This is a genomic window from Embleya sp. NPDC008237, assembly GCF_042956465.1.
GTDB lineage: Bacteria > Actinomycetota > Actinomycetes > Streptomycetales > Streptomycetaceae > Embleya.
This window is the reverse complement of the sequence record NZ_JBIBGL010000012.1, coordinates 224,935-251,922: the sequence shown is the minus strand read 5'-3', so window position 1 is coordinate 251,922 and position 26,988 is coordinate 224,935. Positions and strand designations below refer to the sequence as shown.

The following is a 26,988-nucleotide window of genomic DNA, read 5'->3' as shown; positions in this document are numbered from 1 at the left end:
GTTAGCGGTTCACCTCGTGGGCGATCCGCCCCACGTCGTCCCTACCGGGAAGCACCGGGACCGAAGCGGTCAATCTGAACCCGCGCCCCCCGTCGGGGACACCCACCCGAATGTCGCCGTCGGCCAACGCGAAGCGCTCGCGCAGCCCGGTCAGCCCGTTCCCCTCGCATCGCGTCGCACCGCGCCCGTCGTCCGCGACGTCCAGGCTCCACACCGCTCCCGTGCCCAGCGTGACCGTGCAGCGCCGTGCTCCGCTGTGCCGCACCGTGTTGGTGACCGCCTCGCGCAGCGCCCACGCGAGCACCGCCTCCGCCTCCGGATCCGGGCACACCGGCCACTGTTCGGGCACCACGGCCAGTTCGATCCCCACCGCCTTGGTTGCGATCCGGGCGCCCGCCAACTCGACCGCGAAGGTCGGCCGCCGATAGCCGCCGACCGCCTCGCGCACGTCCACGAGCGCCTGCCGGCTGACCCGCTCGATGTCCGCGACCTGTTCCGCCGCCCGCTCGACATGCCCGGGCAGGAACCGGCCGGCGAGTTCGCTCTTGAGCGTGATCAGCGACAACGAGTGGCCGAGCACGTCGTGCAGGTCGCGGGCCATCCGCAGGCGCTCCTCGTTCGCGGAGAGCTGGGCCACGATCTCCCGGGCCTCGCGCAACTCGACCAGCGTCTCCAGGAGTCGGCGCATCCCGATCATCAGCCCGCCGGTGAGCACCGTGACGAACGCGAGCACCAGGATGTCGTCCCCGGCCGCGTCCAGCAGCGTGCCCAGGGCAAGCCCGGTCAGCATGCAGCCCAGGATCGCCCACATCGACTGCGGGAAGCGCAGCCCGGCCCCCAGCGACACCGACACGTAGACCATCAGGCCCAGCCACGCGTCGTCGAAGGCCAGGATCAGCCCGACCGAGGTCGCCCACAACACCAGGCAGGTCAGCTCCAGGATGCGGTCGGTGTCCAGCACCCGGCGCACGGCGGTCTCCGCCCGGCCGAACAGACCGAACCAGCCGATCCCGCCGAACACCAGCGAGACGTAGCAGACCACCACCACGAGCAGCCCGAACGAGCCCAGCGCCAGCCGGATCGGGCCGTAGCCCCCGGTCGCCAGGTCGTGCACGATCGGGGTGAGGAAGAACAGCCACAACAACGACCACGACATCCGGATCGCCCGCCCTCGCGCGCTGTCCTGCCGCGTCGGGTCCGACCATTTCATGCCGTGTGCTCCTCCGTGCGAGAGATCCCGTGCCGAGCGATCCGGACTCAGGCCGCGACCTTCTGCTCGTCGCGACGGTAGCGCCACGCCGCCAACGCGGTGAACGCGACCAGATACAGCGCCAGGATCGCGATGTCCGAGATCCGGGGATGCCGTCCGGCCAGCACCTCCCAGCCGAGTTGGCCGAGCCGGTACGTGGGCATCACGTGCCCGATGTCCTGGAGGAGTCGCGGGAAGCCGGTCAACGGGACCCACATCCCGCCGAGCACCGCCATGCCCAGGTAGACCAGCATGAACACCGGCTGGGCGGAGTCGGGCGCGACCAGGTAGCCCAGCCCGATCCCCAGCACCGCGAACACGAACGAGCCGAACCACAGCGCGATCACGAGCACGCCCCACTGCCACGGGTCCAGTCGGACCCCGCGCAGGAAGCCGGTGAACAGCACCAGCACGATCGCGGGCAGGCCGACCACCGCCGCCGACGCGAGCTTGGAGATCACGTACTGCCGCCCGGTCAGCGTGGTCAGCCGCAGCTGGCGGGTCCAGCCGCTCTGCCGCTCCGCCGCGATCCGCTGCACACCCGCGCTGAGCGTCGCGCCGACCGCGCCGAACGAGGCCATCGACACCATGATGTAGGCGGCGACGTCGGTGCCGTCGACATCACCCGACTGGCTGCCGAAGATCAGGTACATCGCGACCGGGTAGGCGAGCGTGAAGATCAGGTACCGGCGGTTGCGCAGCATCCGCAGGATCTCCAGCCTCAACAGGGTCCTCATGACGCGATCTCCATGCCTTCCGCCTCGTCCGCCTGCTGGGTGATCGCCAGGAACGCCTGCTCCAGGCCGAGTCCGGCCACCTCCAGGTCGCGCGGCCGAAGACCGGCGGCGTAGATCGCGGCGACCGTCTCGTCGGCGTCGTCGCTGCGCATGCGCACCGTGTTGCCGCCGAGTTCGAGCTGCACCACGCCGGGCAGCGCGCGCAGGGTGGGCTCGTACCGCTCGACCGTCTCGGCCAGGTCGAAGGCGATCCGGCGCAGTCCCGCGCGGGCCTTGATCTGCGCCGCGCTCGCGTCGGCGAGCAGTTTGCCGCGGTGCAGCACGAGCACCCGGTCGGCGACGTTGTCCGCCTCTTCCAGGTAGTGCGTCGCGAACAGCACGGTGCGACCCAGCTCGGCCTGCTCGCGCATGCTCCCCCAGAACCGCTGCCGGCTGTCCACGTCCATGCCGGTGGTGGGCTCGTCCAGCACGATCAGGTCCGCCTCGCCCGCGATGGCGACCGCGAAGCGCACCCGCTGGGCCTGACCGCCGGAGAGCTTGGCGACGTTCTTGCCGACCAGTTCCTCGATTCCGGCCCGACGCAGCACCTCCGCCTGCGGCAACGGGCGCGGGTGCAGGTCCCGGGCCAGCCGGACCATCTCGCCGACGGTCACGTCCGGCATCAGGCCACCGCTCTGCAACATCGCGCCGACCCGGCCCAGGCGGATCGCGTCGCGCGGGTCGCCGCCGAACAGCGCGACGGTGCCCTCGGTGGGCCGGCTCAGGCCCAGCAGCAGGTCCAGCGTGGTGGACTTGCCGGCGCCGTTGGGGCCCAGGAGTGCCACCGTCTCGCCCTGGTGCAGTTCCAGATCGAGACCGTCCACGGCGCGCAGGTCGCCGAAGCTCTTGCGCACACCGCTGAGCGCGACGGCCGGCGCGGTCGTCTGTTTTCCAGCCGTGATCGTCATGGATCAACAGTGGCGGCGGGCGCCGACCCGGCGAAGTGGGAAACCTCCTGATCGCGCCATGACAGATGTCATGGGCGCCTACCGTGGGCGCATGGTGCGACTGACCGACTCCCAGACCGGCAAGTCCGAGCCCGTGACCAGCTCGATCGGCAGACGGGTGCGCGTCGCGTATCCGAGCCGCTCGTTGCGCGCGGCGATCCTCGCCGACACCTTCCGCCGCGTCGCGGGCCGGCACCGGCTGACCGTGACGATCCATCAGCTGCCGTATCGCGCCCAGGTTGCGGACGCGGCGGGCTACGGGCGGTACAACATGCCGGTGCCCACCACCGGGCAGCCGGACGGCGCGATCGACCTGTACATCGGCGAGAGCGGCGATCAGGGCCCGAGGGCCCGGGTGCACGTGCTGCATCCGGCGGCGTTGATCGAGACGGCGCCGCGGCGCCCGGTCCCGCATCCCGAGGACCCGCTCACGCTGCGCCTGCTGCTGCTCTCGCTGGCCGCGGACGAGCCGCTGCGCGCCGACCCGAAGGGCTATCTCGGGGCCGCCGAGGCCGAGCGCACCCTCGCCGAGCTGCGTGCCCGGACGGCCCGGTGCGCCGAGTCCCCGTCCCGGGCCCTGCCCGCCGAGGCGGTGGAGCCGATCCACGCGGCGCTCGACGACGACCTGGACACCCGCACGGCGCTCCGGCTGGTGCTCGAACTGGCCCGCGACGAGGGGCTGGCGCCCGGCGCCCGGTTCGAGGCGCTGGCCCACCTGGACCGCTTCCTGGCCCTGGACCTGTCCCGCGACGTGGGCCGTCCCGCGGACTGACCGGACCCGGCCCCGAACACACCGACGCCGGACGGGCGAGGCGCCCGTCCGGCGTCGTGCGGTGCGGGGCGCGGCACTAGTCGTCCGAGGCGCGCACCGGCATCCCGCCCGGCGGTGGTGAATCCGCCGTGCGTCCCTGGCCCTCGCCCTCCGCGCCGCCGGTGCGATCACAGGTGATCTTGTCCGCCGGGTCGTACTTGGTGTGGAACTTCTCCCGCGCGGTTTCCTTGCCGCCCTGGATGAACACCCGCGTGACGTCGATCTTGAACCCGTCGGAGGCGGCCTGCTCCACGCAGCCGGCCGACTTGTCCACCACCGACTTGGGCTTGACCACGTCGTACTTGCTGCCCGGCTCGGCCTTGATGTCGTCGAACCGGCGCGTGCCGAGCAGGGTCACCGTCACCGTGGAGTCGGTGTACGTGGACTCCAGGTAGACGTTCTTCCCGGAGTCGTTCTGGAACTTCAGGTCCAGCGAGGGCCAGGCCACGGTGGCCTCGCGACCGGCCGGGTAGCGGTCGATCCAGAAGCTGTGCGGGCGGTGCATGACGTCCTTGAGCCCGGCGAAGAACACCGCGTTGAAGGTCGTCGTGGCCACCTGCGACACGCCGCCGCCGAAGTCGGTCTGGAAGCGCCCGTTGTTGATGATCGTGCCCTTGGCGAAGCCGTTCTCCGCGGTGCGCTCGCCGACCGTCTTGTTCAGACTCCAGGTGTCGCCGGGCTTGATCACCGAGCCGGTGATCAGGTCGGCGGCCCGGTGGATGTTGGTCAACCGGTACGGGGCGAACGGGTAGTTCGTCGTGTACGTCGACATCACCTCGGTGATGCCGAGCTTGTTCGCCGCCTCGGTGGTCAGTTCCGGCTCGATCGGGCCGAGGTTGACCTTCGCGGTGCGGGCCGTCCCCGTCTTGGCCAGCACCGTCAGCAGCGCGTCGGCCGCGGTCGCACCGGAGACGCCCTTGCCCGCCACGGACGGTACGACGGACACCTTGGCGCCGGCCGCCAACTTGCCCTCGACCTTGAACGTCGCGTTCTTCGGCTTGTCGCCGACCGAGGAGAAGGTCTGGCCCAGTTCGTCCTGCAGGCCGTTCGCGTCGATCTTGGGCTGGAGCCTGCCGTTGCCGTCCGGAACCATCGTGAGGTACTTCGCGAGCACGGCCGGAGTCAGCTTGATGCTCTTGGTGCCGGCCGTCAGGGTGACCGGTCCGGACATCGCGGGCACCGCGAACTCGCGCATCGCGCGGTCCACTTCGGCCTGGGTGACCTTCGGATCGGCGGTCTTGGTGGGTAGTTCGACCGGAGCGTCGCCGCGCAGGAAGGCGGCCTGGACCAGCTTGACCGCGGCGGCGGTGTCCAGCACCTTGCCCTTGGTCGGCGCGACCGCGGCGGCCTGACCACCCGCGAACGTGATGCCACCGTCCAGCTGCGCGCCACCGGCCTCGGCGGCGAGCGCCTCCAGCTGGGCCCCCAGCTTGACCGGGTCCACGACCGTACGCGGCGCCGTCTCCCGGGTCTTGCCGAACATCGCCGGCACCGAGGTGAGCGGGTTCATCCCGCCCTTCGAGGCCTCGCTGACCGTCGCACGCGCGTCGAGCAGCAGTCCGGCCACGGCCGGGTCGAGCTGGAGCTGCTTGCCCGCCAGGGTCAGTCGGATCGGCTTGGTGGTGCGGTCGCCGAGCTTTTGTTCGAGCGTACGAACCGCCTCGTCGCGGGACTGGCCGCCGATGTTGACGCCGAGCACGGAGGTGCCGCGCGGCACCCCGCCGCCGGCATAGGCCAGCGAGGCGCCGTACACCCCGCCCAGCACGGCGAGCCCGGCCGCACACGCGATCAGCGCCTTCGGCTTGCGCCGCCGCGGGCGGGCGGGCGCCGGTCGCGGATCGTCGGCGCGGTCCCCGGTGTCGTCGGGGTGCGCCGCACCGGTGTCCGCCGCGTGCGCGTCGGTCGTGCCGTACTGCGGGAACCCGTGGTCGGCGGCGTCCTGCTCCTGCCGCGTCTGGTACTCGTACGGCCCGTCCGCCTCGCCGTCGCGCGTCCAGCGCGGTGGGTCCTGCGAGGGCAGCGGTGCCTGGCCGCGCAGCACCACCGGCGGGATCGGCCGTGATCCGGGGATCTTGATGCTGACCCGGGTCGTCATGGTCTGGTCGCCCGACTCGGCATCCGATTCGGCGTCCGACTCCGCGGCCGGCGGAGCCGGCGCCGGGTTGGCCTCGGGCGTGCCGAAGCCGGCGATCAACCGGCGCCGACCCACCCGGGTCGGCAGCGCGCCGCTCTCCGGGGGCGCCTCGCCCGGCGCCGCGTCGGTCGGCCCGGTCGGGTGGGCGAACGGCTCGGACCCGGGCGGCGGGCCGTAACCGGCGTCGTCCAGGCCCGCGCCGCGCTCGCCCGCGTGGGCGGCGGGCGCGCCGGAGTGACCCTGCGGCGGTTTCCGGTGGAGCGGCGGCTGCCCGGACTGCCCCGGTACGAACGCCGGCGGCGGCGCGTCCGAGAACGGCACCGGACCGGGCGCGCCCGTACCGTCGGCCGTCAGACTCCTGGCTCCCGAGGCGCCGGGAACGCGCTGCGGCAGTCCGTTGGGCCCCAGCGGCGGGGCCTCCTGCCGCGGTGGTTCCGCGACGGGCGGCACATCGTCGTCCGCGCTGGGCCACGACGAGCCACCCGGCGGCCCCGCGACGGGCGCGGGCCGGGGCGGTTCGTCGTCGAACCACGACGCGAACTCGTCGTCGTCCCCGAACGGATCGGGGGATGGATGCGGAGACGACGCGGGCGCGGCGGATCGCTCACGGGCAGCGGGCGCGGCCGGCGACGGGCGGCCGACCCGTCCGAAGAACGGATGCGGATCACCGCCGAGATCGTCACGGCGCGGCTGCGCGCCCGGGTCGTCGGGCGTGGGGGGCTGGTCGTTACTCACGAAGAACGAGCTCTCCGACAGCTGAAGGTTGCGTGGCGGCGCACGGCCGCCCCCGCCCGGGGTCGGACGGTATCCAGGAAAGTGCGACGGCGGTGCGTTGACACACGCCGTGTGCGGGTCGTGACACCGCCTCCGAGGGTTTTGCTGCTCCCCATCGAAAGCGAGTGGACGAACTCGGCCACCGAGGTTGCCCGGTACGACGGGCTAGAGGAGTCGGCCGCGACGGCCCCATGGACAGGGCATGACGCGCACCGCACCTCGGCAACCACAATACTGCGCTCCTGCCACACCGTTACCCCGCACCGTCGCCTGCCTCGAAGCACGCGCCGTCGGCAAGCATGGCGGGGCAAGGAACTCACCTCGTATGCGTCTTCACCGATTCACCCGAAAGAAGGACGGGTTTGATGCCGCCCCAGGGGTAAGTGGCTGCGGCCACACCGAAGATCGTGCCACCGAGCAGGTAGATGTAGGACAGGACCCCGCTGACGAAGATCCAGTCGCCCTCGGGCTTGGTCCAGCTCGCCAACCACAGCACGGTCAGCATCCAGCCGGCGACCGGTACCGCGGCGCCTGCCTTCGTCTTGAGCAGCGAACCGCCCGCGACGAACAGCCCGCCGCTGCCCGCGAGCGCGACGATCAGCCCGGCGGGCGGGTAGGCCGCCTGGGTGAACGCCCCGATGAAGGCGATCACCACGCCGAGCAGGAACAGCACGACGTATGCCGCGATGCGGCCGGCTTTCTCTGGCACGAGGGCTACCTTACGGGCGCAGTCCGGCGAACAGGTCGTCCTCGCGGCCGTCCGGGCCGGTGGGCCCGAGTTCGCCGCGGACCAGTCGATAGTGCTCGACCGACATGATGCTCTGGCCGATGTTGTTGGACAGCGCGAAGAAGCCCTCCTCCACCGAGACCTGGGTGGGATAGGCCCGCAGCGCATCGAACTTCGCACCCACATGGTCGCCCGCGTCCACGGCGGTGGTGACCTGGTCGTCGTCCACCGCGAACGGCAACTCGTCCACCTCGACCACGGTGAACGGCACGTCCTGGCCGGCCTCGATCATCCGCTCGATGCCGGCCTTGAGAATCGACCGGGGCATCACGTTGTAGTAGATCTTCGCGATCGTCCAGGACTCGCCCTCGCCCTCGGCGAAGGTCGGATCGGCGGCCAACTCGGCGGCGCGCAGCGCCACCCGGTGGGCCTGGATGTGGTCCGGGTGGCCGTAGCCACCGCGCTCGTCGTAGGTGGCCAGCACCTGCGGGCGCACCTCGCGGATCACCGGCACCAGGTGCGCCGCGGCCTCGTCGACGTCGGCCTGCCAGAAGCAGTCGGGCCGGTCGTTGCTCGGCACGCCCATCATCCCGGAGTCGCGGTAGCGGCCCGGGCCGCCCAGAAAGCGCTGGTCGGAGATGCCGAGCGCCTTCATCGAGTCGGCGATCTCGGTCATCCGATGCGGACCGAGCGCATCCTCGCGGTCGGCCGCCAGGTGAGCCAGTTCGGGCACCAGGATCTCGCCCTCCTCACCGAGCGTGCATGTGACGAGCGTGACGTGCACACCCTCGGCCGCGTAGCGCGCCATCGACGCGCCGTTGTTGATCACTTCGTCGTCCGGGTGGGCGTGGACGAGCAACAGGCGCAGCGGGCTCTCGGCAGTGCGTTCGGTCATGCTCGACAGCCTACGCAGCCGAGCCGGGTGCCCGGCGGGCCGGGCCCGCGGCCGCGGGCTCAGCCGGTCGGCCGCGCGTGCACGGCCACCACGTAGTCACCGCCGTCGATCCAGGGCTCGCGCGCCCAGCCGGCGTACCGGGTGCGGCGGGTCAGGCCGGCCGCCGCGCACGCGGCCTCGTACCGGTCGACGTCGATGGTGGCCCCGACCCCGTCGGGACCGCCCGTGAGGCTGAAGCCGGCGACCAGGATCCCGCCCGGCCGCAACATCGTGGCCAGCGTGCGCACGACCTCGGCCTCGCTGCCCGGGGTCAGGAAGATCATCACGTTGCCGGCGGCCACCACCAGGTCGAAGCTGCCGCGGCCGCCGAGCGGCAGCGGGTCCAGGTCGGCGAGGTCGTCGAGCACCCAGGTCAGTCCGGGCGCCGCCGCCTCGGCCTCGGCCAGCATCGAGGCGTCCAGGTCGACGCCGACCACCTCGTGGCCCTGCCGGGCCAGCTCGATCGCCACCCGACCCGTCCCGCACCCCGCGTCCAGCACGCGGGCGGGCTCGGCCAGCAGCGCGTCGCAGAACCGCGCCTCGCCGTGCATGTCCCGCCCTTCGGCGGCGAGCCTGCGAAACCGCTCGGCGTACTCGGGCCCACGGGTGCCGCCGGTATTGGCCAGCCATCGATTGGTCATGGCAGACGAGCCTACAAAGCCCGACCCGCCACCCGGCCCGGCGAGCCCGCGATCACACCCGGATTCCGTACACCACAACGGCGGTGAATCGGCCCGGAAGCGCCCCCGAACCCGCGTCGACGGCACCCGCTCGGAAACGAATCCCGTTCAGAAGTGGATCCCGTTCACCACTCCGGCGAAGCTCATCCCCGCGTCTCGGATCGAGGGCGCCATCGACGTCGTCGACAGATAGAAGCCGAGCAGCGTGCAGGTGATCGCGTGGACGGGCCTGAGCGCGGACTTTCGGACGAAGAAGACGACGGTGACACCGAGCAGCAGCACGGCGGAGACGGACACCACCACAGTCACGCACCTCCTGTGCGCAGGGGGTTCGCGGCTTGCTCGGGGAAGCCGGCCGGCGGACCCAAAGGGACATGTCTACACACAGACTGTAAGCCGGCGATCACGAACAGCGTTCACTCGTTCAGCGGGCGTGAGGTGGTGTTCGTACGGGCGTCCGCACTCTCCCTCGGTCTCCCCTTCCCTCGACCTCACCGCCACGTACGCTGTGGCGCATGAGCTCGGAGATCACATTTCCCCGGCAATACGCCCGCACGCAGCGCTTCACCCAAGGCGCTCCGCGCAGCTTCGGCATCGCCGACGGCCGGATCACTTTCCTGCGGTCCAAGGCCGCCGACGACCCCACCACGTGCCTGTGGACGCTCGATCCCGAGACCGGCGTCGAGCGCCTGGTGGCCGATCCCGCGGTGCTCCTCGGCGGCGCGGCCGAGGATCTCTCCGCCGAGGAGCGGGCCCGGCGCGAACGCAGTCGCGAGGGGGCGGCCGGCATCGTCGGCTACGCGCTCGACAGCGCCGGCGATCTGGCGACTTTCACCCTTTCGGGCCGGCTGTTCGCCGTCTCCCTCGCCACCGGGGAGGCCCCGCGCGAGCTGACCGTGCCCGGCCCGGTGATCGATCCGCGTCCCTCCCCGACCGGCACGCACATCGCCTATGCGGCGGGCGGCGCCCTGCGCGTCGTGGCCGTCGACGGCTCCGGGGACACCGCGCTCGCCGAGCCCGACGGCGACGACGTCGTCTGGGGCCTGGCCGAGTTCATCGCCGCCGAGGAAATGTCCCGCTTCCGGGGCTACTGGTGGGCCCCCGACGGCTCCGCGCTGATCGTCGCGCGGGTGGACGACGCGCCGGTGGACCGCTGGTGGATCAGCGACCCGGCCAACCCGGCCGGTGCGCCGACCCGGGTCGCCTATCCCGCGGCCGGCACCCCCAACGCCGATGTCACCGCGTGGCTGATCGGCCTCGACGGCAGCCGTACCGAACTGACCTGGGATCGCGCGGCATACCCCTACCTGGCGAGCGTGCACTGGTCGGCCGGCGGCGATCCGCTGCTGAGCGTGCAGCCGCGCGACCAGAAGCGCCTGCTCACCCTCGCCGTCGACGTCGCCGCCGGGACCACCCGCGAGCTGCACGCCGAAACCGACGACGTGTGGATCGACCTGGTCCCGGGCGTGCCCGCGTGGACGCCGGACGGCCGGCTGGTCCGGCTGGCGGACGCCGACGGCGCGCGCCGCGTGGTGGTCGCGGACAAGGAGCTGACCGACCGGCGTCTGTTCGTGCGCTCGATCCTGGACATCGCCGACGAGGACGTGCTGATCACCGCATCGGCCGGCACCGACGCGAGCGATCCCGAGATCGGCGAGATCCACGTGTACCGGGTCGCCGCCGACGGGGTCACCCGGGTGAGCACCGAGCCCGGCGTACACAACGCGGTGCGCTCCGGCGACACCACCGTGCTGCTGTCCTCCTCGCTCGACCGCTTCGGCGCCCGGGTCACCGTGCACCGCGCCGGGGCCGAGCTCGCCGAGATCACCTCGCACGCGGCCACCCCCGTGCTCACCGCGCGGGTCGAGCTGCTCCGCGCCGGTGCCCGCGACATCCCGTGCGCACTGCTGCTGCCGACCGGGTTCGACCCCGCCTCCGGCGAGCGGCTGCCGATCCTGCTGGACCCGTACGGCGGCCCGCACGGCCCGCGGGTGCTCGCCGCGCGCAACCCGCACCTGACCTCGCAGTGGTTCGCCGACCAGGGCTTCGCGGTGCTGGTCGCGGACGGCCGCGGCACTCCCGGCCACTCCCCCGAGTGGGAGAAGTCGGTCCACCTCGACCTCGGCCCGGTCACCCTCCAGGACCAGGTGGACGCCCTGGCGGCGGTCGCCGCCGAGCGGCCCTGGCTGGACACCACGCGGGTGGGTATCCGGGGCTGGTCCTACGGCGGCTACCTGGCGGCGCTGGCCGTGCTGCGCCGTCCGGACGTCTTCCACGCGGCGGTCGCCGGCGCGCCGGTCACCGACTGGGAGCTCTACGACACGCACTACACCGAGCGCTACCTCGGCCTGCCGGCCGAACAGCCGGACGCCTACCGGCGGAACTCGTTGGTCACCGCCGGCCGGGCGGGCGAGCAGCCGACGACCCGTCGGCCGCTGATGCTGGTGCACGGTCTCGCCGACGACAACGTGGTCGCGGCGCACACGCTGCGGCTGAGCAGCAGCCTGCTCGCGTCGGGCTACCCGCACGAGGTGTTGCCGCTGTCCGGCGTCACCCACATGACGCCGCAGGAGCAGGTCGCGGAGAACCTCCTGCTCCTTCAGGTCGACTTCCTGCGCCGCGCGCTGGCGCGTCCCGCGACCGACTGACCCACCGGCGAGCGACACGAGCCGCCACACGCCGCAGCGCCCGCCGTTCCCGATCGGGAACGGCGGGCGCTGCGGCGTCGGGACGCGGGTCAGGCCGCGCCGACGATGTCCTTCTCCTCGGCGAAGTGGCACGCGCTGTCGTGCGCACCCAGTCCGGAGAGGCCCTTGCGGATCTCCAGCAACGGCTCCTGCTCGGCGCAGATGTCCTGCGCCTTCCAGCAGCGGGTGCGGAACCGGCAGCCCGAGGGCGGGTTCGCCGGCGACGGCACGTCACCGGTGAGGATGATCCGCTCGCGGTGCTCGCGGCCGTCCGGGTCCGGCACCGGCACCGCGGACAGCAGTGCCTGGGTGTACGGGTGCGTCGGGTGGTCGTAGATCTGCGCATCGGTGCCGATCTCGGCGATCCGCCCGAGGTACATCACCGCGACGCGGTCCGAGATGTGCCGCACCACGGAGAGGTCGTGCGCGATGAACAGGTACGACAGACCCAGTTCGTTCTGCAGCTTCTCCAGCAGGTTGACCACCTGCGCCTGCACCGACACGTCCAGTGCGGAGACCGGCTCGTCCGCGATGATGATCTCCGGGTTGAGCGCGAGGCCCCGGGCGATCCCGATGCGCTGGCGCTGACCGCCGGAGAACTGGTGCGGATACCGGTTGATGTGCTCCGGGTTCAGACCCACCAGCTCGAGCAGTTCCTGTACCCGCCGCTTGCGGTCGCCCCGGGGCGCGACCTCGGGGTGGATGTCGTACGGCTCGCCGATGATGTCGGCGACCGTCATCCGCGGGTTCAGCGACGTGTACGGGTCCTGGAAGACCATCTGGATGTTGCGACGCACCGCCTTGAGCGCGCGACCGGACAACTTCGCCAGGTCGTCGCCCTTGTAGAGCACGCTGCCCGCGGTGATCGACTCCAGGTTCATCAGCAGCCGGGCGACCGTGGACTTGCCACAACCCGACTCGCCGACGAGACCGAGGGTCTCGCCCTTCATCAGGTCGAAGGTGACGCCGTCGACGGCCTTGACGGCGCCGATCTTCTTCTGGAAGAGGATGCCCTGGGTGATCGGGAAGTGCTTGACCAGCCCCCGCACCTGAAGGATCGGCTCGCCCTGCGTCACCGGCTTGACGACCTTGCGCAGGTCGGCGGCGGTCGCGCCGCTCGGGGACTCAGTCACGGACTTCTCCCTCCATCACGGTCTCCCAGAAGTGGCATGCGCTGCCACGCCCGACCGAGATCTCGTGCAGCGGCGGAATCTCGCTGCGACACACGTCCTGCGCATACGGGCAGCGCGGGTTGAACGCGCAGCCGGACGGGATGCGCATCAGGTTCGGCGGCAGGCCCTTGATCGCGTACAACTCGCGACCCTTGTGGTCCAGCCGCGGGATCGACTCGAGCAGACCCTTGGTGTACGGGTGGGTCGGCTGCCGGTACAGCTCGCGCACCGGCGCCTGCTCGACGATCCGGCCCGCGTACATGACCGCGATCTTGTCCGCGACGTCGGCGACCACGCCGAGGTCGTGGGTGATCAGGATCAGACCCATGTTGCGCTCGCGCTGGAGTTCCGCGAGCAGGTCCATCACCTGCGCCTGCACGGTCACGTCGAGCGCGGTGGTCGGCTCGTCCGCGATGATCAGCTCGGGGTCCAGCGCGAGCGCCATCGCGATCATGATCCGCTGGCGCATACCGCCGGAGAACTGGTGCGGGTAGTCGTTCACCCGGTCCTTGGCGGCCGGGATGCGCACCTGGTCCATCAACTCGATGGACTTGAGCTTGGCGTCCTTCTTGGACATCCCGCGGTGCACGGTGAACATCTCGGCGAGCTGGAAGCCCACCGAGTACACCGGGTTGAGCGCGGAGAGCGCGTCCTGAAAGATCATCGAGATCTTCTGGCCGCGGATCTTCCGGCGCTCCTCCTTGGACATCTTGAGCATGTCCTTGCCGTGGAAGCGGATCTCACCGCCGGTGATGTGCCCCGGCGGCATGTCCAGGATGCCCATGATCGTCTGCGCGGTCACCGACTTGCCGGACCCGGACTCGCCGAGCACCGCAAGCGTCTCGCCCGCGCTGACGTCGTACGAGACACCGTTGATCGCCTTGGCCACGCCGTCGCGGGTGCGGAACTCGACGTGGAGGTTGTCCACTTCGAGCAGCGGCGCGGCGGCGGCCGAGCCCGAGCCCTCGGGCTTGTTCTTCGTGTCGATCGTCGTCACTTGTCTGTCCCCTCCCTCAGCGGAGCTTCGGGTCGAGGGCGTCGCGCACCGCGTCGCCGAGCAGGATGAAGCTGAACACCGTGACCGAGAGGAAGATCGACGGGAAGATCAGCTGGTACGGCGAGTCGCGCAGCGCGGTGGTCGCGGAGCTGATGTCCGCACCCCACGAGATCTCGGTGGGCGGCAGCCCGATGCCCAGGAAGGACAGCGTCGCCTCGGTGGCGATGAAGGTGCCGAGCGAGATGGTCGCGACCACGATCACCGGGGCGATCGCGTTCGGGAGCACGTGTCGACCCAGGATGCGCGGGGTGCCGGCGCCGAGCGCCCTGGCGGCCACCACGTAGTCGGACTTCTTCACCGTGATCACCGAGCCGCGCATGATGCGCGCGATCTGCATCCAGCCGAAGACACCGAGCGCGGCCACCACGGTCCACACGGTGCGGTCCTTGACCGAGCTCATGAACACCAGCGCCGCCAACAGCAGCGGGATGCCGAAGAAGATGTCCGTGATGCGGGCCAGGATGGTGTCCAGCCAGCCGCCGAAGTAGCCCGACAGCGCACCGACGAGACCGCCGATGACCACGATCAGCGCGGTCGTGGCGACGCCGACGATGATCGAGGCGCGGGCACCGTAGACGGTGCGCGCGTACACGTCGCAACCCTGCACGTTGGTCCCGAACCAGTGGTCGCCGGACGGGTCCTTGTTGGTGTCCAGGATCGGGCAGTGCCGCGGGTCGATGTCGGTGAACACACCCGGGAAGGCCGCCATGAACACCAGGAAGAGCAGCAGCACGCCCGACACGTAGAAGCTCGGGCTGTTGCGCAGCTCGCGCCACGCCTCGGCCCAGGCTCCGCGGGGCTTGTCCTGCGGTCCCTGCACGTCCGGTGCGGAGTACGCGCCGCGCTTCTCCAGCGTGGTGCCCTCTTCGTCCGCGAGCAGCATCCCCGGCAGCTCGATGGCCGACTGCGGCTGCTCGTCGCTGCTGGTCGCCAGTTGTTCGCGCTGCTGCTTGTTCATGTCAGGCATACCGGATCCTCGGGTCCAGGACGGCGTACAGCAGGTCGACGATCAGGTTCATGACCAGATAGATCATCACCAATGCCGCCACCGCGCCGACCACTGTCGAGCTCTCGTGCTTGGTGACCGCGAGGTAGATCAGGCGGCCGACACCGTCGACGTTGAAGATGCCCTCGGTCACGATCGCGCCGGCCATCAGGGCACCGAGATCCGCACCGAGGAACGTCACCACGGGGATGAGCGAGTTGCGCAGCAGGTGGCGGGTGACCACCCGACGGCGCGGAAGACCCTTGGCGGTCGCCGTGCGGACGTAGTCGGCGCGCATGTTTTCCGCGACGCTGGTCCGGGTGAGTCGGGCGACGAAGGCCAAGGAAAGCGAGCCGAGCACGATGCCCGGCAGCAGGAGCTGACTCCAGGTCGCGTCGCCCACGGTGGCGGTGGCCTCGAAGATGCCCCACTCCGAACCCAGCCAGAACTGGGCGACGGTGCCGAGCACGAAGACCGGGATCGAGATGACCACGAGCGTGCCGGCGAGAACGAGCGTGTCGACGAACTTGCCGCGGCGCAGGCCGGACAGCAGGCCCAGACCGACACCGACGACGACCTCGATCGCAAATGCGATCATCGCGAGCCGGATCGACACGGGGAAGGCCCGCTTGAGTTCGTCGGCGACGGGACGGCCGTTGAAGCTCGTCCCGAAATCACCATGGAGCAGGTCGGTGATGTAGTACCAGTACTGCACGATCAGCGGGTCGTTCAGGTGGAACTCTTCCCGCATCTGGCGCACGAAGACAGGGTCGGCACCCTTGTCGCCGAACATGGCCGCGATGGGGTCGCCACCCAGCTGATACACCATGTAATAGATCAAGAACGTGGTCCCGATGAACACCGGGATCATCTGGAGCAGTCGCCGTACGACATATCGCCCCATTGCCAGCCTCCTGCTGTCGTCGTCGGCCCGAAGCGAGGGATCGGACCAGCGACCGGCGCCGTGGATCGCACGTCGCCGGCCCGGCCCGCCACCGGCAAGGTCCGGCCGCACCCAGGGTGCGGCCGGACCGATGTCAGTGCCGGGTCATATCCGGATCACTACTTGACGGTGACCTCGGTGAAGACCGGGTTGCCGTAGGGGTCGAACTGGACGTTGGAGACCTTGGTCGAGGAGCCGCCCTTGGTCACGTAGTACCACAGCGGGATGGACGGAACGTCCTTCGCCATCTGCTGCTCGGCCTGCTGCCAGAGCTTGACACCCTCGGTCTGGTCCGGGGCGGCCATCGCACGCTTGGCCAGGTCGTCGAAGACCGGGCTGGAGTAGCCGGAGTCGTTGGACGCGGCACCGGTCAGGTAGATGTCGGCGAGGAAGTTGTCCGGGAACGGGTAGTCCCCACGCCAGCCGGTGCGGTACGCGCCGGTCATCTTCTTCTCGGTGATGTCCTTGCGCGCCACGCTGAACTCGGGGTACAGCTTCGGCTCACAGGCGCCCGGCTGCTTCAGCGCCTCGTTGATGCTGTTGCAGACCGCGGTGACCCATTCCTTGTGCGGGCCGTCCGCGTTCGTGGCGATCGTGAGCTTGCCACCGGGGATGCCGCCGCCGGCCGTGACCAGCTCGCGAGCCTTCGCGGGGTCGTACTTGGTCAGGTCGCCGGTGATGTCCTTGCTGTAACCCGGGATGTTCGGGGCCAGCCAGTCGGTCGCCGGCTGCTCGGCGCCCTTGTAGATCGCCTTGACGATGCTCGCCCGGTCGATCGCCATGGACAGGCCCTGGCGGACCTTCTCCTTGCCCGGCGCGCCCCAGCCGGCGTCGTACAGCGGGAAGCCGATCTTCTGGATCGAGTACTGCGGAGCCTCGATCGCGCGGTCGCCCAGGTCCTTCTTGAAGCTGCCCACGGCCGACGTCGGGATCTGGTCGATCACGTCGAGCTTGTTGTCGCGCAGCGCCGTGTAGGCGGCGTCGTACGTGGTGTACATGTCCAGACGCACACCGTTGGACTTCGGCTTGTCGTCACCGGCGTACTTGTCGTACTTCTTCACGGTGATCGACTTCTTGTGGTTCCAGCCGCCGTTGGCGGTGTCCAGCTGGAACGGACCGTTGCCGATCGGCGCCTCGCCGTACTTCTTGGGGTCCTTGAAGAACTCCTGCGGCAGCGGCGAGTAGACCACGTAACCGAGGCTCGCCTTGAAGGACGAGACGGCCTGCGTGAGCTTGATGGTGAACGTGTTGTCGTCCACCACCTTGAGGCCGGACATCTCCTTGGTCGTCGGCGCACCGTTCTCCGGGTGCACCGCGTCGTAGCCCTCGATCTTGGCGAACCAGCTCGAGTTGATCTGCTTGTTGTCGGAGTTGGCGCCCCAGTTCCACGCGTCGACGAAGGACTTCGCCGTGACCGGCTCGCCGTTGTGGAAGGTCCACCCCGGCTTGAGCTTCACGGTGTAGTTCGTCGAGTCCGGGCTCTCCACCGACTGCGCCATGGCCGGCACGGGCTGGCCGGTCTTGGAGTCGTAGGTGTACAGACCGCGGAACATGAGCTGCAGCGGGTAGAACCCACCGGTCTCGTTCGAGTTCGCCGGCTGAATCGGGTTCTGCGGCTCGGTGCTGCTGGCGGAGTAGTAACCGGCCGGAAGCCCGCCGCCACCGCCCTTGCTGCCCTTGTCGTCATCGCTGCTGCCACACGCAGTCGCCGCCAGGCCGAGAACGGCCATGCCGACGACCCACTTCACGCGCGTTGTTCCGCGCATGGGTTGCCTCCTCGTGGAATCACTACCGAAGTGAAGTGCAACGGGGCGTCCCGATCGGGAAGCTTCCGTCACAGCTGCTCGTAGAGTCGGCGCCCCCGAGCGCGTGACCAGGTTCCGAGCACAAGCGGATCTACTATCCGTCACCAAATGGCTTCGACCAATCCCCTACAGGTTTCAGTTTGATCACGTAAATCCGTGATCAATCTCGAAACCCGCACATATGAGACCAGTAATGAAGCCGTATCAAACGGACACCATGTACCGCTGCCCGGAGCATACAGTCCGATGAACGAACACCCATAGCACGCCCCCTACCTCGTCTCGACAGGCGAGAAACGCTACCGAGGGTGACGACACTCGCCCGGGCCCGACGGCGCGGACCCGCTGGTCGAACGGGTTCAACGCGCGTAGCTGACCTGCAGGAAAGCACGAAGAACGGGATGCCACCAAATCGGTGGCATCCCGTTCGGGACTGCGCTATAACAACCGGCCGTTACTCCGGGTCGGAACTGATCCCCGCTTCCAGGGCCGCTTCGATCCTCTCCTCGGGCATGGTCTCCTCCGCTTTCGCGGTGGCTTCCAGTGGTCCGGGGAAGTGGCACGCGACGCGATGGCCCGCCAGCAGCGTCTCGATGCCGATCAGCGGCGGCTCCTCGTTCGCGCACACGTCCTGCGCCTTGGGGCAGCGGGTGCGGAACCGGCAACCCGACGGCGGGTTGATCGGACTGGGCATGTCCCCGTAGGCGTGCACGCGTGTCCGGTTCGCGCTCTTGTCCGGGTCCGCCTCCGGCACCGCGGCCAGCAGCGTGTGCGTGTACGGGTGGTGCGGGTTCGAGTACAGCGACGCGCGATCGGCGATCTCCACGATCTTGCCGAGGTACATCACCGCGACCCGCTGGGAGAAGTGCCGGACCACCGCGAGGTCGTGCGCGATGAACACGAACGCGATGCCCATGTCCCGTTGCAGGCCCTGGAGCAGGTTGATCACCTGGGCCTGGATCGACACGTCGAGCGCGGAGACCGGTTCGTCGGCCACGATCAGCCTCGGTTGCAGTGCCAGCGCGCGGGCGATGCCGATCCGCTGCCGCTGGCCGCCGGAGAACTCGTGCGGGAAGCGGTTGTAATGCTCGGGGTTCAGCCCCACCCGCTCCAGCAGCTCCTGCACCCGCTTTTTTCGGCCACCCTCCGGATCGATCCCGTTGACCTCCATCGGCGACGCGATGATCGCGCCCACCGTCTGTCGCGGGTTCAGCGACGAGTACGGGTCCTGGAAGATCATCTGGATCTCGGTGCGGATCGGCGCGATCTGCCGCCGGGTGGCGTGCGTGATGTCCTTGCCGTCGTAGCGGATCGTGCCGCCGGAGGGTTCGAGCAGCCGGCTGATCAGCCGGCCGGTCGTGGACTTGCCGCAGCCGGACTCGCCGACCAGGCCCACGCTCTCCCCCGCCGCGACCGACAGGTCGATGCCGTCCACCGCGCGCACGTGCAGCATCTTGCGGCGGACCAGACCGCCCCCCTTGACGGGGAAGTACTTGACCAGGCCCCGCACGTCGAGCAGCGGCTCGCCGGGCGACTCGGGCGCGGGGTCCGGGGTCGGCGCCGGGGACTCGCTGATCGTCTCGGTCATCGTCGTTACTCCTGCTTTCTACCGTCGTCGGCCGGGCTGGGGCGGTCAGCCGAGCAGCGGACGGACGTCGTCGATGAAGATCCGCTGCTTGTCCTCGGCACTGAGGTGGCACGCGGCGCCGCGGCCGTCCACCAGGGCGAGCGGCGGGCGCTCGCTCGAACAGCGATCGCCGCCCACCGCGTCGACGTAGTCGCACCGCGGGTGGAACGGGCAACCCGAGGGCGGCGCCAGCAGGCTCGGCGGGGTGCCGCGCACCGGCCGCAGCGGAATGTCGACGTCGCCCGACAGGTTGGGCATCGAGGACAGCAGCCCCCACGTGTACGGATGCCGGGGGTTCTTCAGCACCTCGCGCACGGAGCCCTTCTCCACACTGCGCCCCGCGTACATCACCAGCACGTCGTGCGCCATCGACGCGATCACGCCGAGGTCGTGCGTGATGAACAGGATCGCGGTGCCGAACTCGTCCTGGAGATCCCGCAACAGATCGAGGATCTGCGCCTGGACCGTCACGTCGAGCGCGGTCGTCGGCTCGTCGGCGATCAGCAGGTCGGGGTCGCAGACGAGGGACATCGCGATCATCGCGCGCTGGCGCATACCGCCGGAGAAGTGGTGCGGATAGTCGTTCACGCGGGTCTTGGGGTTGGGGATGCCGACCCGGTCCAGCATCTCGATGGCCCGCGCGTGCGCGTCGTGCCGATTGGCGCCCGTGTGCCGGCGGTAGGACTCGGCGATCTGCTCGCCGACCGTGTAGAACGGCGACAGCGCGGTCAGCGGGTCCTGGAAGATCATCGAGATCCGTCGCCCGCGCAGGTCGCGCAGTTTGCGCTCGGGCATCCCGACCAACTCGTGACCGTCGAACCGGATCTCGCCGTGGATCCTGGTCCGCTCGCGGTTGTGCAGCCCCAGGATGGTCAGCGAGGAGACCGACTTGCCCGATCCGGACTCGCCGACGATACCGAGCGTGCGGCCCTTCTCGACGTCGAAGGACAACCCGTCGACGGCCTTGACCACACCGTCCTCGGTGTTGAAGTGGACCTGGAGATCGCGGACCGACAGGAACGCGTCGGGTCGGTCGCCGGATCCGCTCGAATCCCGCTGCTTGACCAGACTCGGGGTGCCGTCGGTGGTGTCGGTGCCGGCGGCCATGTCCTGCTCCCGGGCCTGTTCGTCGGAGACCGTGGCATCCCTGGATGCCGCGGCCGTGGTGGGCTTGGTGGACGCTCCGGAGGGAGCGGGGCTCGTGGCCGCGCTGCGGCGCAGTCTCATCGCGGGCCGCCCGTCATGACAGCCGCACCCGGGGGTCGATGGCCGCGTACGCCATGTCCACGGCGAGGTTCGCGAGCATCGTGAAGGTGGCCGCGACCATCACCACGCCCATCATCATCGGCAGGTCCGAGTCGACCACCGAGGTCACCGCGAGCATGCCGATGCCGTGCAGGCTGAAGGTGGACTCGGTGATGATCGTGCCGCTCATCAGGACGCCGATGTCGACGCCCAGGACGGTGACGATCGGGCTGAGCGCGCCGCGGAAGGCGTGTTTGAGGTAGACGCTGCGGCCGGACAGACCCTTGGCCTTGAGTGTTCGGACGTAGTCCTCGGACAACACGTCGACCATGGTGGATCTGGTGAGGCGGCAGTACATCGCCATATGGATCGTCATCAGACACACCCACGGCAGCAGCAACGCGGATACCCATCCTCCGGGATCACCGAAGAACGATGGGGGGTCCGTCGGGCGGTCGAGCCATCCGAGTTGCTGGACGAAGACGTAGATGAACAGCGGGCCCAGCACGTAGATCGGGGCGGAGCCACTGAGCAGCGCGACACCGGTGGTCACCTTGTCCGTGGCCTTGCCGCGCTTGAGCGCGGCCAACACGCCCATCCCGATGCCGATCCCGATGCTCAGCACGATCGCACCGATCGCGAGCGACAGGGTCACGGGGAATCGGTCGGCCAACTTGTCGAAGACGTTCTCGTTGTTGGCGAACGAGTAGCCCAGGCACGGCGCGTCGCACACCTTGTCGCCGATGGTGCGCCCCGTGAAGATCCCCGAGATGAAGATCCAGAACTGTTCGATGAGGGGTTTGTCCAGGCCGAGGTTCTGCCGGACGACTTCGCGCATCTCCGGGGTGCAGTTGCGACCGCACGAAAGTCGTACGACGTCGTCGGCGCCGGAGGCCGCGAAGAAGAGATAGAAGGTGATGCCGCTGACGACGAGCAGGATCGCCACTACGCCGATCAGCCGACGGACCAGGAATCGAAGCATGAGGCCGGGCTTCCTCCGCGATGTGCCCAGAGGGTGATCCGTCCCGTCGCGTTCGGTCCGGGACCCCGACCTCGGGGTCCCGGACCGAACGCTTCACCGTCGGATCAACCGGAAGAGGGGCTGACGGCTACTACTTGACGAAGATGTTGTGCAGGTCGATCGCACCGTGGGTGTTCAATCCGGCCCCACCGATCTGCGGGCCGTAGACGAGACGGTGCCGCTGGTACAGGTACGGGATCGTCGGCACGTCTTCCATGATCTTCTGGTCCAGCTTCATCCACTCGACGGCCTGCTGGTTCACGTCCGCGATCTTGAGGATCCGGTCGATCTCCGTGTTCACGCTCGGGTTGTTGTACTGCGAGTAGTTCTCACCGTCGTCGACGATCTTGCGGCCGTCGAAGACCGGGGTGTAGACGGTGGCGCCGGTCGGCCAGTCCGCGCCCCAGCCGGCCCAGTACAGGTCGCAGGGGGTGTCCAGCTTGCCGATGACGTCGTAGTACTCCTTGTCGGAGATCTCCTTGCGCTCCATCTGGAAGCCCGCCTTGTTCAGCGAGTCGATGATGGGCAGCGCGCGCTCCTGCTGGGTCTTCGAGGTGGTGAAGCAGAAGACGACCTTCTGGCCGACCTTGCCCGCCGCTTCCAGCATCTGCTTGGCCTTGGCCTGGTCACCGTCCGGCGGCAGACCGTCGAACAGGCTCTTGTAGGGCGCGAAACCGAGCTGGGTGACCGACGCGAGCGAGTTCGCGAAGTCGCCGGCGGTCGGGCCGCCCTCGGCCAGTCGGGCCGAGTTGCGCGGGAACGCGGTCAGCATCGCCTTGCGGACGTTGACGTCGGTGATGCGCTTGTTGTTGATGTCCCAGCGGTTCGTGTACGGGCCCACGGCGTCGGTGACCCGGTTCTTCAGTGCCGGGTCGGTCGCGATCTGCTGCGCGAAGTTGGCGTCGGGGCGCTCGTTCAGGGTGAACGCGGCGGCGTCACTGCCGGCCGCGGCGGTCAGCCGCTGGAACTGCTGCGGAGCCGTGACCCCGAGCTCGAACTTGAACTGGTCCACGTACTGGTGCCGGATCGCGTCGGTGGCCGGATCCCAGTTCGTGTTCTTGTCCAGGACCAGTGCCTTGTCCGGCTCGTGCGTGGTGACCTTGTACGGACCGCTCGCGAACGGCTTGCGGTCGTTGTCGTCCTTGGTCTCCTTGGCCTTGGGCATCGGCGAAGAGGTGCCCATGGCGACCGCGAAGGGGAAGTCGGGGTGCGGTTCGGTCAACTTGAAGATGATCGTCTTCGCGTCGGGCACCTCGATCTTGTCCGGGCCCAACTCCTTGCCGTTGAACGGGCCCTCGTAGACCTCGAAGTAGTTCTCACTGCCCGTCAGCCACTGCTGCACCCACTTGGGGCCCTGGTTGTAGGCCTTGTGGAAGGAGCGCTCCACGCCGTACTTGACGTCCGCCGCGACGATCGGCGAACCGTCCTCGTACTTGAGGTTGTCCTTCAGGGTGAACTTCCAGGTCTTGCCACCGTCGGTGGTGGTGCCCGGGTCGGTGGCCAGGTCACCCACGAGCGTGGTCTTGTCGCCCTCCTTCTTGTAGAAGGTCAGGCGCCGGGAGACCAGTTCGGAGATGGTCATCAGGTTGCTGACGTACGCGCGCTGCGGGTCGAGGTGGGAGAAGCCGCTGCGGTTGAGGACGCCGGCGACCCCGCCCTTCTTGGCCCCGGGGATCTCGGGAGCGGGCCCCTTCGAGTCCGCGGCCGTACCCACGGAGACCGCCGCGGTCTTGGCCTGCGGCTTGCCCTGCTCTTCCTTCTCGTCCCCGCCACCGCTGCTGCACGCGGATGCCGAGGCCGCGAGGGCCCCCACTGCGAGCAACGCGGCGAACCGGTGCTTCCCCGACGTTTTCATGTAATCCCCTCATCAGAAAATCCGGGTTCACCCGGCTGTGCTTTACGACATGCAGGAAGTGCCAGAAGCAGACTTGAAGGCCGCGACGGGATGCGGTTTATGCGCGTCGACCCGGGAGGCGACCGTGCTCGGTCACCGGTTGGCCTTGGGGTCCAGTGCGTCGCGAACCGAGTCGCCGAAGAGGTTGAAGGCGAGCACGAAGATCACCATCGCGGCGGCCGGGAAGGCCATGTAGGTGACGTCGCTCTGCATGTTCTCGAAGCCCTTGTGGATCATCCGGCCCCAGTCGGGGGTCGGCTCCGTCATGCCGACACCGAGGAAGGAGAGCGCGGCCTCGGTGGTGACGTAGGTCGGCACCTCGATCGTCGCCACGATCAGGATCGGGGTCCACAGGTTGGGCAGGAGCTCGCGGAAGATGATCCGCCTGGAGCTCGCGCCGCTGATCTTGGCGGCTTCGATGAACTCGCGTTCACGCATCGACAACACCTGCCCGCGCAGGATCCGGGCGATCCGGGTCCAGCCGAAGAGCGACAGCACGATGATCAGCGCGGTGGCCCTGAGCCAGGTCGGCGTGGTCTCGCGGTCGCTCACGAACAGCGCGAGGGCGATCGGCGTGAAGGCGATGAAGAAGAGCTGCGAGGGCATCGCCAGGAGGGTGTCGATGACGCGGCTGATCACGTAGTCGGTCCGGCCGCCGAGGTAGCCGGCCGTGATCCCCAGGATGGTGCCGGTGATCGTGACGATCAGGACCACGATGATCGCGAGCAGCAGGGACGTCCGGATGCCGTAGACGAGTTGGGTCAGCACGTCCCGACCCAGCGTCGGCTCGATGCCGAACCAGTAGTCCCCGGACATGCCACCGTTGGGCGCGATCGGGAAGCCGCGAGAGTTGAGCAGCCCGGGCTCGGTCTGGCCGTAACGCGTGTAAGGGTCCTTGCCGTACAGCTTGGAGATCAAGGGCGCGGCAAAAGCGATCACGAAAAAGAAAATCACTATGGCCGTCGAGACCATACCGATACGATCCTTGCGAAAGCGCCGCCAGGCCAGTTGGCTCGGCGAGCGCCCCACTATCTCTTTCGGTACGGCGCCGACGCCCGTTTTGTCGAGCATCGCGCCGGGTTCCCCTGAAGCCGGGGGTCCGCCCGCTTCCGGGACCAGCTGGGGTTGCATGGTCATTGCCGCAAATACCCCCGAGGTGAGGTCGGGTTCGACCGAGTGCCGTTTGGTTTGGTGGCCGCACGGACTCTCGCAACCCAATTACCCGGACGTCAAGAGGCAGTCAGAGTAAACCTTGAAACGAAAAGTAATTAACATTTACGTTTCTTTAAAACTTCGAAGTTGATCGATTATTGACCGATTATTTCGCGCACATAGCCAACATAACGAATATAACCGGGCAAAGATATCGACTTGGTCTCAGCATGCGAAAAGCCGGTGACCTGCGGGTTCGACCGCAGGTCACCGGCTCGTTTCGGGTCGCTCGACGGCGACCGTCAACCGATCAGCGCTTGGCGCGCGAGGCCGTGCGGCCACGCTCCTTCTGATCGAGAACGACCTTGCGGATGCGCACGGTCTCCGGGGTCACCTCGATGCACTCGTCCTCGCGGCAGAACTCCAGCGCCTGCTCCAGCGAGAGCCTGCGCGGCGGGATCAGCTTCTCGGTCTCGTCGGAGGTCGACGAGCGCATGTTGGTGAGCTTCTTCTCCTTGGTGATGTTGACGTCCATGTCGTCGGCGCGCGAGTTCTCGCCGACGATCATGCCCTCGTACACCTCGGTCGTCGGCTCGACGAACATCTGGCCGCGCTCCTGCAGGTTCATCATCGCGAACGGCGTCGCGACACCCGCCCGGTCGGCGACCAGGGAGCCGTTGTTGCGGGTCCGGATCTCGCCGAACCACGGCTCGTAGCCCTCGTGCACGCTGTGCGCGATGCCGGTGCCCCGGGTGTCCGTGAGGAACTCGGTGCGGAAGCCGATCAGGCCGCGCGCGGGCACCACGAACTCCATCCGGATCCAGCCGGTGCCGTGGTTGGTCATGGTCTCCATACGGCCCTTGCGGGACGCCAGGAGCTGGGTGATCCCGCCGAGGTACTCCTCGGGCGAGTCGATGGTCAGGCGCTCCACCGGCTCGTGGATCTTGCCGTTGACCTCGCGGGTGACCACCTGCGGCTTGCCGACGGTGAGCTCGAAGCCCTCCCGGCGCATGGTCTCGACCAGGATCGCCAGCGCGAGCTCGCCGCGGCCCTGGACCTCCCACGTGTCGGGACGCTCGGTGGGCAGCACGCGCAGCGACACGTTGCCGACCAGTTCGCGCTCCAGGCGGTCCTTCACCAGGCGCGCGGTGACCTTGTGGCCCTTGCCGCCCTTGCCGACCAGCGGCGAGGTGTTGGTGCCGATGGTCATCGAGATCGCGGGCTCGTCCACCGTGATCAGCGGCAGCGGACGCGGGTCCTCGGCGTCGGCGATGGTGTCGCCGATCATGATGTCCGGGATGCCGGCGATGGCGATGATGTCACCGGGGCCGGCCGACTCGGCGGGCTTGCGCTCGAGCTGGTCGGTCATCAGCAGCTCGGTGATCTTGACCCGCTCGATGGTGCCGTCGTGCCGGCACCACGAGGCCTGCTGGCCCTTGCGGATGGTGCCCTGGTGCACGCGGCACAGCGCGATCCGGCCGAGGAAGTTGGACGCGTCCAGGTTGGTCACGTGCGCCTGGAGCGGCGCGCCCTCCTCGTACTCCGGGGCGGGGATGGAGTCCAGGATGGCCTGGAAGAACGGCTCCAGGCTGTCGCTGTCGGTCGGCACGGAACCGTCCGCGGGGCGCACGAGGGTGGCCACACCGTCCCGCGCGCACGCGTAGACGATGGGGAACTCGATCTGCTCCTCGGTCGCGTCCAGGTCCATGAACAGCTCGTAGGTCTCGTCGACGACCTCGGAGATGCGCGAGTCGGGACGGTCGACCTTGTTGATGCACAGGATGACCGGCATCTTCGCCGCGAGCGCCTTGCGGAGCACGAAACGGGTCTGCGGAAGCGGGCCTTCCGAAGCGTCGACGAGCAGCACGACACCGTCCACCATCGACAGACCGCGCTCCACCTCTCCGCCGAAGTCGGCGTGGCCGGGCGTGTCGATGATGTTGATGGTGACCGTGGGGCCACCGTCCTTGGGGTGATAGGCGACGGCGGTGTTCTTCGCGAGAATGGTGATGCCCTTCTCGCGCTCCAAGTCGTTGGAGTCCATCACCCGATCGTCCATCTGGTGGTGGGCACTGAACGTGCCCGCCTGCTTCAGCATGGCGTCGACGAGGGTGGTCTTGCCGTGGTCGACGTGGGCGACGATGGCGACGTTGCGGATGTCATGGCGCGTGGGCACGGCTGCGTGTCTCTCGGCTTCAGTCGGGGATGCTACGGACGGGCCGGCGACCGCGAGCCTCCTCAGCCGCGCGATGAGCATCGCGCGAACCGGCCTGCCTCCTCGGCGCCAAGGTCAATCGTACGGGGAGGAGCGTCCTGCGCTCGGTCCCGGAGCCCGCCGGCCGCCGTTCGAGGCCCCCACAGGGCAGAA

At 69.0% G+C, this 26,988-nt stretch carries 21 protein-coding genes; 2 read left to right on the top strand and 19 right to left on the bottom strand.

Features of this window, described 5'->3' with window-relative positions; translation table 11 throughout:
- Position 1: 1 nt before the first annotated feature.
- The 3 genes from ACFZBU_RS29780 to ACFZBU_RS29770 are packed head-to-tail and all read right to left on the bottom strand — an operon-like array spanning position 2 to position 2,933.
- Entirely contained in the window at positions 2–1,210 is a 1,209-nt protein-coding gene (locus ACFZBU_RS29780; protein WP_391586767.1) for a sensor histidine kinase, read from the bottom strand.
- A gap of 47 nt (positions 1,211–1,257) precedes the next feature.
- Positions 1,258–1,986, bottom strand: a complete 729-nt coding sequence (locus ACFZBU_RS29775; protein ID WP_391586766.1) for an ABC transporter permease — start codon at positions 1,984–1,986, stop codon at positions 1,258–1,260.
- Positions 1,983–2,933, bottom strand: coding sequence for an ABC transporter ATP-binding protein (locus tag ACFZBU_RS29770; RefSeq protein ID WP_391586765.1), 951 nt, complete (start codon positions 2,931–2,933; stop codon positions 1,983–1,985). Before ACFZBU_RS29770 ends, ACFZBU_RS29775 begins: the two co-directional genes overlap by 4 nt.
- A gap of 91 nt (positions 2,934–3,024) precedes the next feature.
- Between ACFZBU_RS29770 and ACFZBU_RS29765 the strand changes: the two genes are divergently transcribed.
- A complete protein-coding gene (locus ACFZBU_RS29765) occupies positions 3,025–3,744 on the top strand; it encodes a hypothetical protein (protein WP_391586764.1) in 720 nt (239 codons plus the stop codon).
- 76 nt (positions 3,745–3,820) lie between these two features.
- On the opposite strand, the gene ACFZBU_RS29760 is transcribed toward ACFZBU_RS29765, so the two are convergent.
- The 5 genes from ACFZBU_RS29760 to ACFZBU_RS29740 form a co-directional block, all read right to left on the bottom strand.
- Positions 3,821–6,652: a VanW family protein gene (locus ACFZBU_RS29760; RefSeq protein WP_391586763.1), complete on the bottom strand. Its 2,832-nt coding sequence runs from the start codon at positions 6,650–6,652 to the stop codon at positions 3,821–3,823.
- A gap of 355 nt (positions 6,653–7,007) precedes the next feature.
- Positions 7,008–7,400, bottom strand: a complete 393-nt coding sequence (locus tag ACFZBU_RS29755) for a DUF6113 family protein (protein ID WP_391586762.1) — start codon at positions 7,398–7,400, stop codon at positions 7,008–7,010.
- A 10-nt stretch (positions 7,401–7,410) separates the two neighbouring features.
- Positions 7,411–8,313 (bottom strand): N-acetyl-1-D-myo-inositol-2-amino-2-deoxy-alpha-D-glucopyranoside deacetylase, encoded by a 903-nt coding sequence (mshB, locus tag ACFZBU_RS29750; RefSeq protein WP_391586761.1) that lies wholly within the window; start codon positions 8,311–8,313, stop codon positions 7,411–7,413.
- Positions 8,314–8,372: 59 nt separating this feature from the next.
- A complete protein-coding gene (locus tag ACFZBU_RS29745; RefSeq protein ID WP_391586760.1) occupies positions 8,373–8,993 on the bottom strand; it encodes a class I SAM-dependent methyltransferase in 621 nt (206 codons plus the stop codon).
- 147 nt (positions 8,994–9,140) lie between these two features.
- On the bottom strand, positions 9,141–9,341 hold the full coding sequence (locus tag ACFZBU_RS29740) for a DUF2304 domain-containing protein (protein WP_391586759.1): 201 nt from the start codon (positions 9,339–9,341) through the stop codon (positions 9,141–9,143).
- Between the two features lie 206 nt (positions 9,342–9,547).
- On the opposite strand from ACFZBU_RS29740, the gene ACFZBU_RS29735 reads away from it, so the two are divergent.
- On the top strand, positions 9,548–11,680 hold the full coding sequence (locus ACFZBU_RS29735; RefSeq protein ID WP_391586758.1) for a prolyl oligopeptidase family serine peptidase: 2,133 nt from the start codon (positions 9,548–9,550) through the stop codon (positions 11,678–11,680).
- 89 nt (positions 11,681–11,769) lie between these two features.
- On the opposite strand, the gene ACFZBU_RS29730 is transcribed toward ACFZBU_RS29735, so the two are convergent.
- The 11 genes from ACFZBU_RS29730 to typA form a co-directional block, all read right to left on the bottom strand.
- Positions 11,770–12,852, bottom strand: a complete 1,083-nt coding sequence (locus tag ACFZBU_RS29730; RefSeq protein WP_391586757.1) for an ABC transporter ATP-binding protein — start codon at positions 12,850–12,852, stop codon at positions 11,770–11,772.
- Complete coding sequence (locus ACFZBU_RS29725; RefSeq protein ID WP_391586756.1) at positions 12,845–13,888, bottom strand: ABC transporter ATP-binding protein; 1,044 nt, start codon at positions 13,886–13,888, stop codon at positions 12,845–12,847. Before ACFZBU_RS29725 ends, ACFZBU_RS29730 begins: the two co-directional genes overlap by 8 nt.
- Positions 13,889–13,904: 16 nt before the next feature.
- Positions 13,905–14,915: an ABC transporter permease gene (locus ACFZBU_RS29720; protein ID WP_391586755.1), complete on the bottom strand. Its 1,011-nt coding sequence runs from the start codon at positions 14,913–14,915 to the stop codon at positions 13,905–13,907.
- Entirely contained in the window at positions 14,908–15,837 is a 930-nt protein-coding gene (locus ACFZBU_RS29715; RefSeq protein WP_391586754.1) for an ABC transporter permease, read from the bottom strand. Before ACFZBU_RS29715 ends, ACFZBU_RS29720 begins: the two co-directional genes overlap by 8 nt.
- A gap of 158 nt (positions 15,838–15,995) precedes the next feature.
- Positions 15,996–17,642 carry an ABC transporter substrate-binding protein gene (locus ACFZBU_RS29710; RefSeq protein WP_391586753.1) on the bottom strand — a complete coding sequence of 549 codons (1,647 nt, stop codon included), beginning with the start codon at positions 17,640–17,642 and terminating at the stop codon, positions 15,996–15,998.
- Positions 17,643–18,135: 493 nt separating this feature from the next.
- On the bottom strand, positions 18,136–19,269 hold the full coding sequence (locus ACFZBU_RS29705; protein ID WP_391586752.1) for an ABC transporter ATP-binding protein: 1,134 nt from the start codon (positions 19,267–19,269) through the stop codon (positions 18,136–18,138).
- Between the two features lie 45 nt (positions 19,270–19,314).
- Positions 19,315–20,535, bottom strand: coding sequence for an oligopeptide/dipeptide ABC transporter ATP-binding protein (locus ACFZBU_RS29700; protein WP_391586751.1), 1,221 nt, complete (start codon positions 20,533–20,535; stop codon positions 19,315–19,317).
- A 13-nt stretch (positions 20,536–20,548) separates the two neighbouring features.
- Positions 20,549–21,535, bottom strand: coding sequence for an ABC transporter permease (locus ACFZBU_RS29695; RefSeq protein ID WP_391586750.1), 987 nt, complete (start codon positions 21,533–21,535; stop codon positions 20,549–20,551).
- 130 nt (positions 21,536–21,665) lie between these two features.
- Positions 21,666–23,429: an ABC transporter substrate-binding protein gene (locus tag ACFZBU_RS29690; protein ID WP_391586749.1), complete on the bottom strand. Its 1,764-nt coding sequence runs from the start codon at positions 23,427–23,429 to the stop codon at positions 21,666–21,668.
- Between the two features lie 132 nt (positions 23,430–23,561).
- Positions 23,562–24,605: an ABC transporter permease gene (locus ACFZBU_RS29685; protein WP_391586748.1), complete on the bottom strand. Its 1,044-nt coding sequence runs from the start codon at positions 24,603–24,605 to the stop codon at positions 23,562–23,564.
- A gap of 325 nt (positions 24,606–24,930) precedes the next feature.
- Positions 24,931–26,796 (bottom strand): translational GTPase TypA, encoded by a 1,866-nt coding sequence (gene typA, locus ACFZBU_RS29680; protein ID WP_391586747.1) that lies wholly within the window; start codon positions 26,794–26,796, stop codon positions 24,931–24,933.
- Between the last annotated feature and the right edge of the window lie 192 nt (positions 26,797–26,988).

What these genes read in the sequence shown, in the direction of transcription:
- ACFZBU_RS29715 (WP_391586754.1), bottom strand. Translation starts at nt 15,837, where the DNA reads ATGGGGCGATATGTCGTACGGCGACTGCTCCAGATGATCCCGGTGTTC.
- ACFZBU_RS29700 (WP_391586751.1), bottom strand. Translation starts at nt 20,535, where the DNA reads ATGAGACTGCGCCGCAGCGCGGCCACGAGCCCCGCTCCCTCCGGAGCG.
- ACFZBU_RS29745 (WP_391586760.1), bottom strand. Translation starts at nt 8,993, where the DNA reads ATGACCAATCGATGGCTGGCCAATACCGGCGGCACCCGTGGGCCCGAG.
- ACFZBU_RS29685 (WP_391586748.1), bottom strand. Translation starts at nt 24,605, where the DNA reads ATGACCATGCAACCCCAGCTGGTCCCGGAAGCGGGCGGACCCCCGGCT.
- ACFZBU_RS29765 (WP_391586764.1), top strand. Translation starts at nt 3,025, where the DNA reads ATGGTGCGACTGACCGACTCCCAGACCGGCAAGTCCGAGCCCGTGACC.
- ACFZBU_RS29780 (WP_391586767.1), bottom strand. Translation starts at nt 1,210, where the DNA reads ATGAAATGGTCGGACCCGACGCGGCAGGACAGCGCGCGAGGGCGGGCG.
- mshB (WP_391586761.1), bottom strand. Translation starts at nt 8,313, where the DNA reads ATGACCGAACGCACTGCCGAGAGCCCGCTGCGCCTGTTGCTCGTCCAC.
- ACFZBU_RS29735 (WP_391586758.1), top strand. Translation starts at nt 9,548, where the DNA reads ATGAGCTCGGAGATCACATTTCCCCGGCAATACGCCCGCACGCAGCGC.
- ACFZBU_RS29705 (WP_391586752.1), bottom strand. Translation starts at nt 19,269, where the DNA reads ATGACCGAGACGATCAGCGAGTCCCCGGCGCCGACCCCGGACCCCGCG.
- ACFZBU_RS29690 (WP_391586749.1), bottom strand. Translation starts at nt 23,429, where the DNA reads ATGAAAACGTCGGGGAAGCACCGGTTCGCCGCGTTGCTCGCAGTGGGG.
- ACFZBU_RS29710 (WP_391586753.1), bottom strand. Translation starts at nt 17,642, where the DNA reads ATGCGCGGAACAACGCGCGTGAAGTGGGTCGTCGGCATGGCCGTTCTC.
- ACFZBU_RS29770 (WP_391586765.1), bottom strand. Translation starts at nt 2,933, where the DNA reads ATGACGATCACGGCTGGAAAACAGACGACCGCGCCGGCCGTCGCGCTC.
- ACFZBU_RS29775 (WP_391586766.1), bottom strand. Translation starts at nt 1,986, where the DNA reads ATGAGGACCCTGTTGAGGCTGGAGATCCTGCGGATGCTGCGCAACCGC.
- ACFZBU_RS29695 (WP_391586750.1), bottom strand. Translation starts at nt 21,535, where the DNA reads ATGCTTCGATTCCTGGTCCGTCGGCTGATCGGCGTAGTGGCGATCCTG.
- ACFZBU_RS29720 (WP_391586755.1), bottom strand. Translation starts at nt 14,915, where the DNA reads ATGCCTGACATGAACAAGCAGCAGCGCGAACAACTGGCGACCAGCAGC.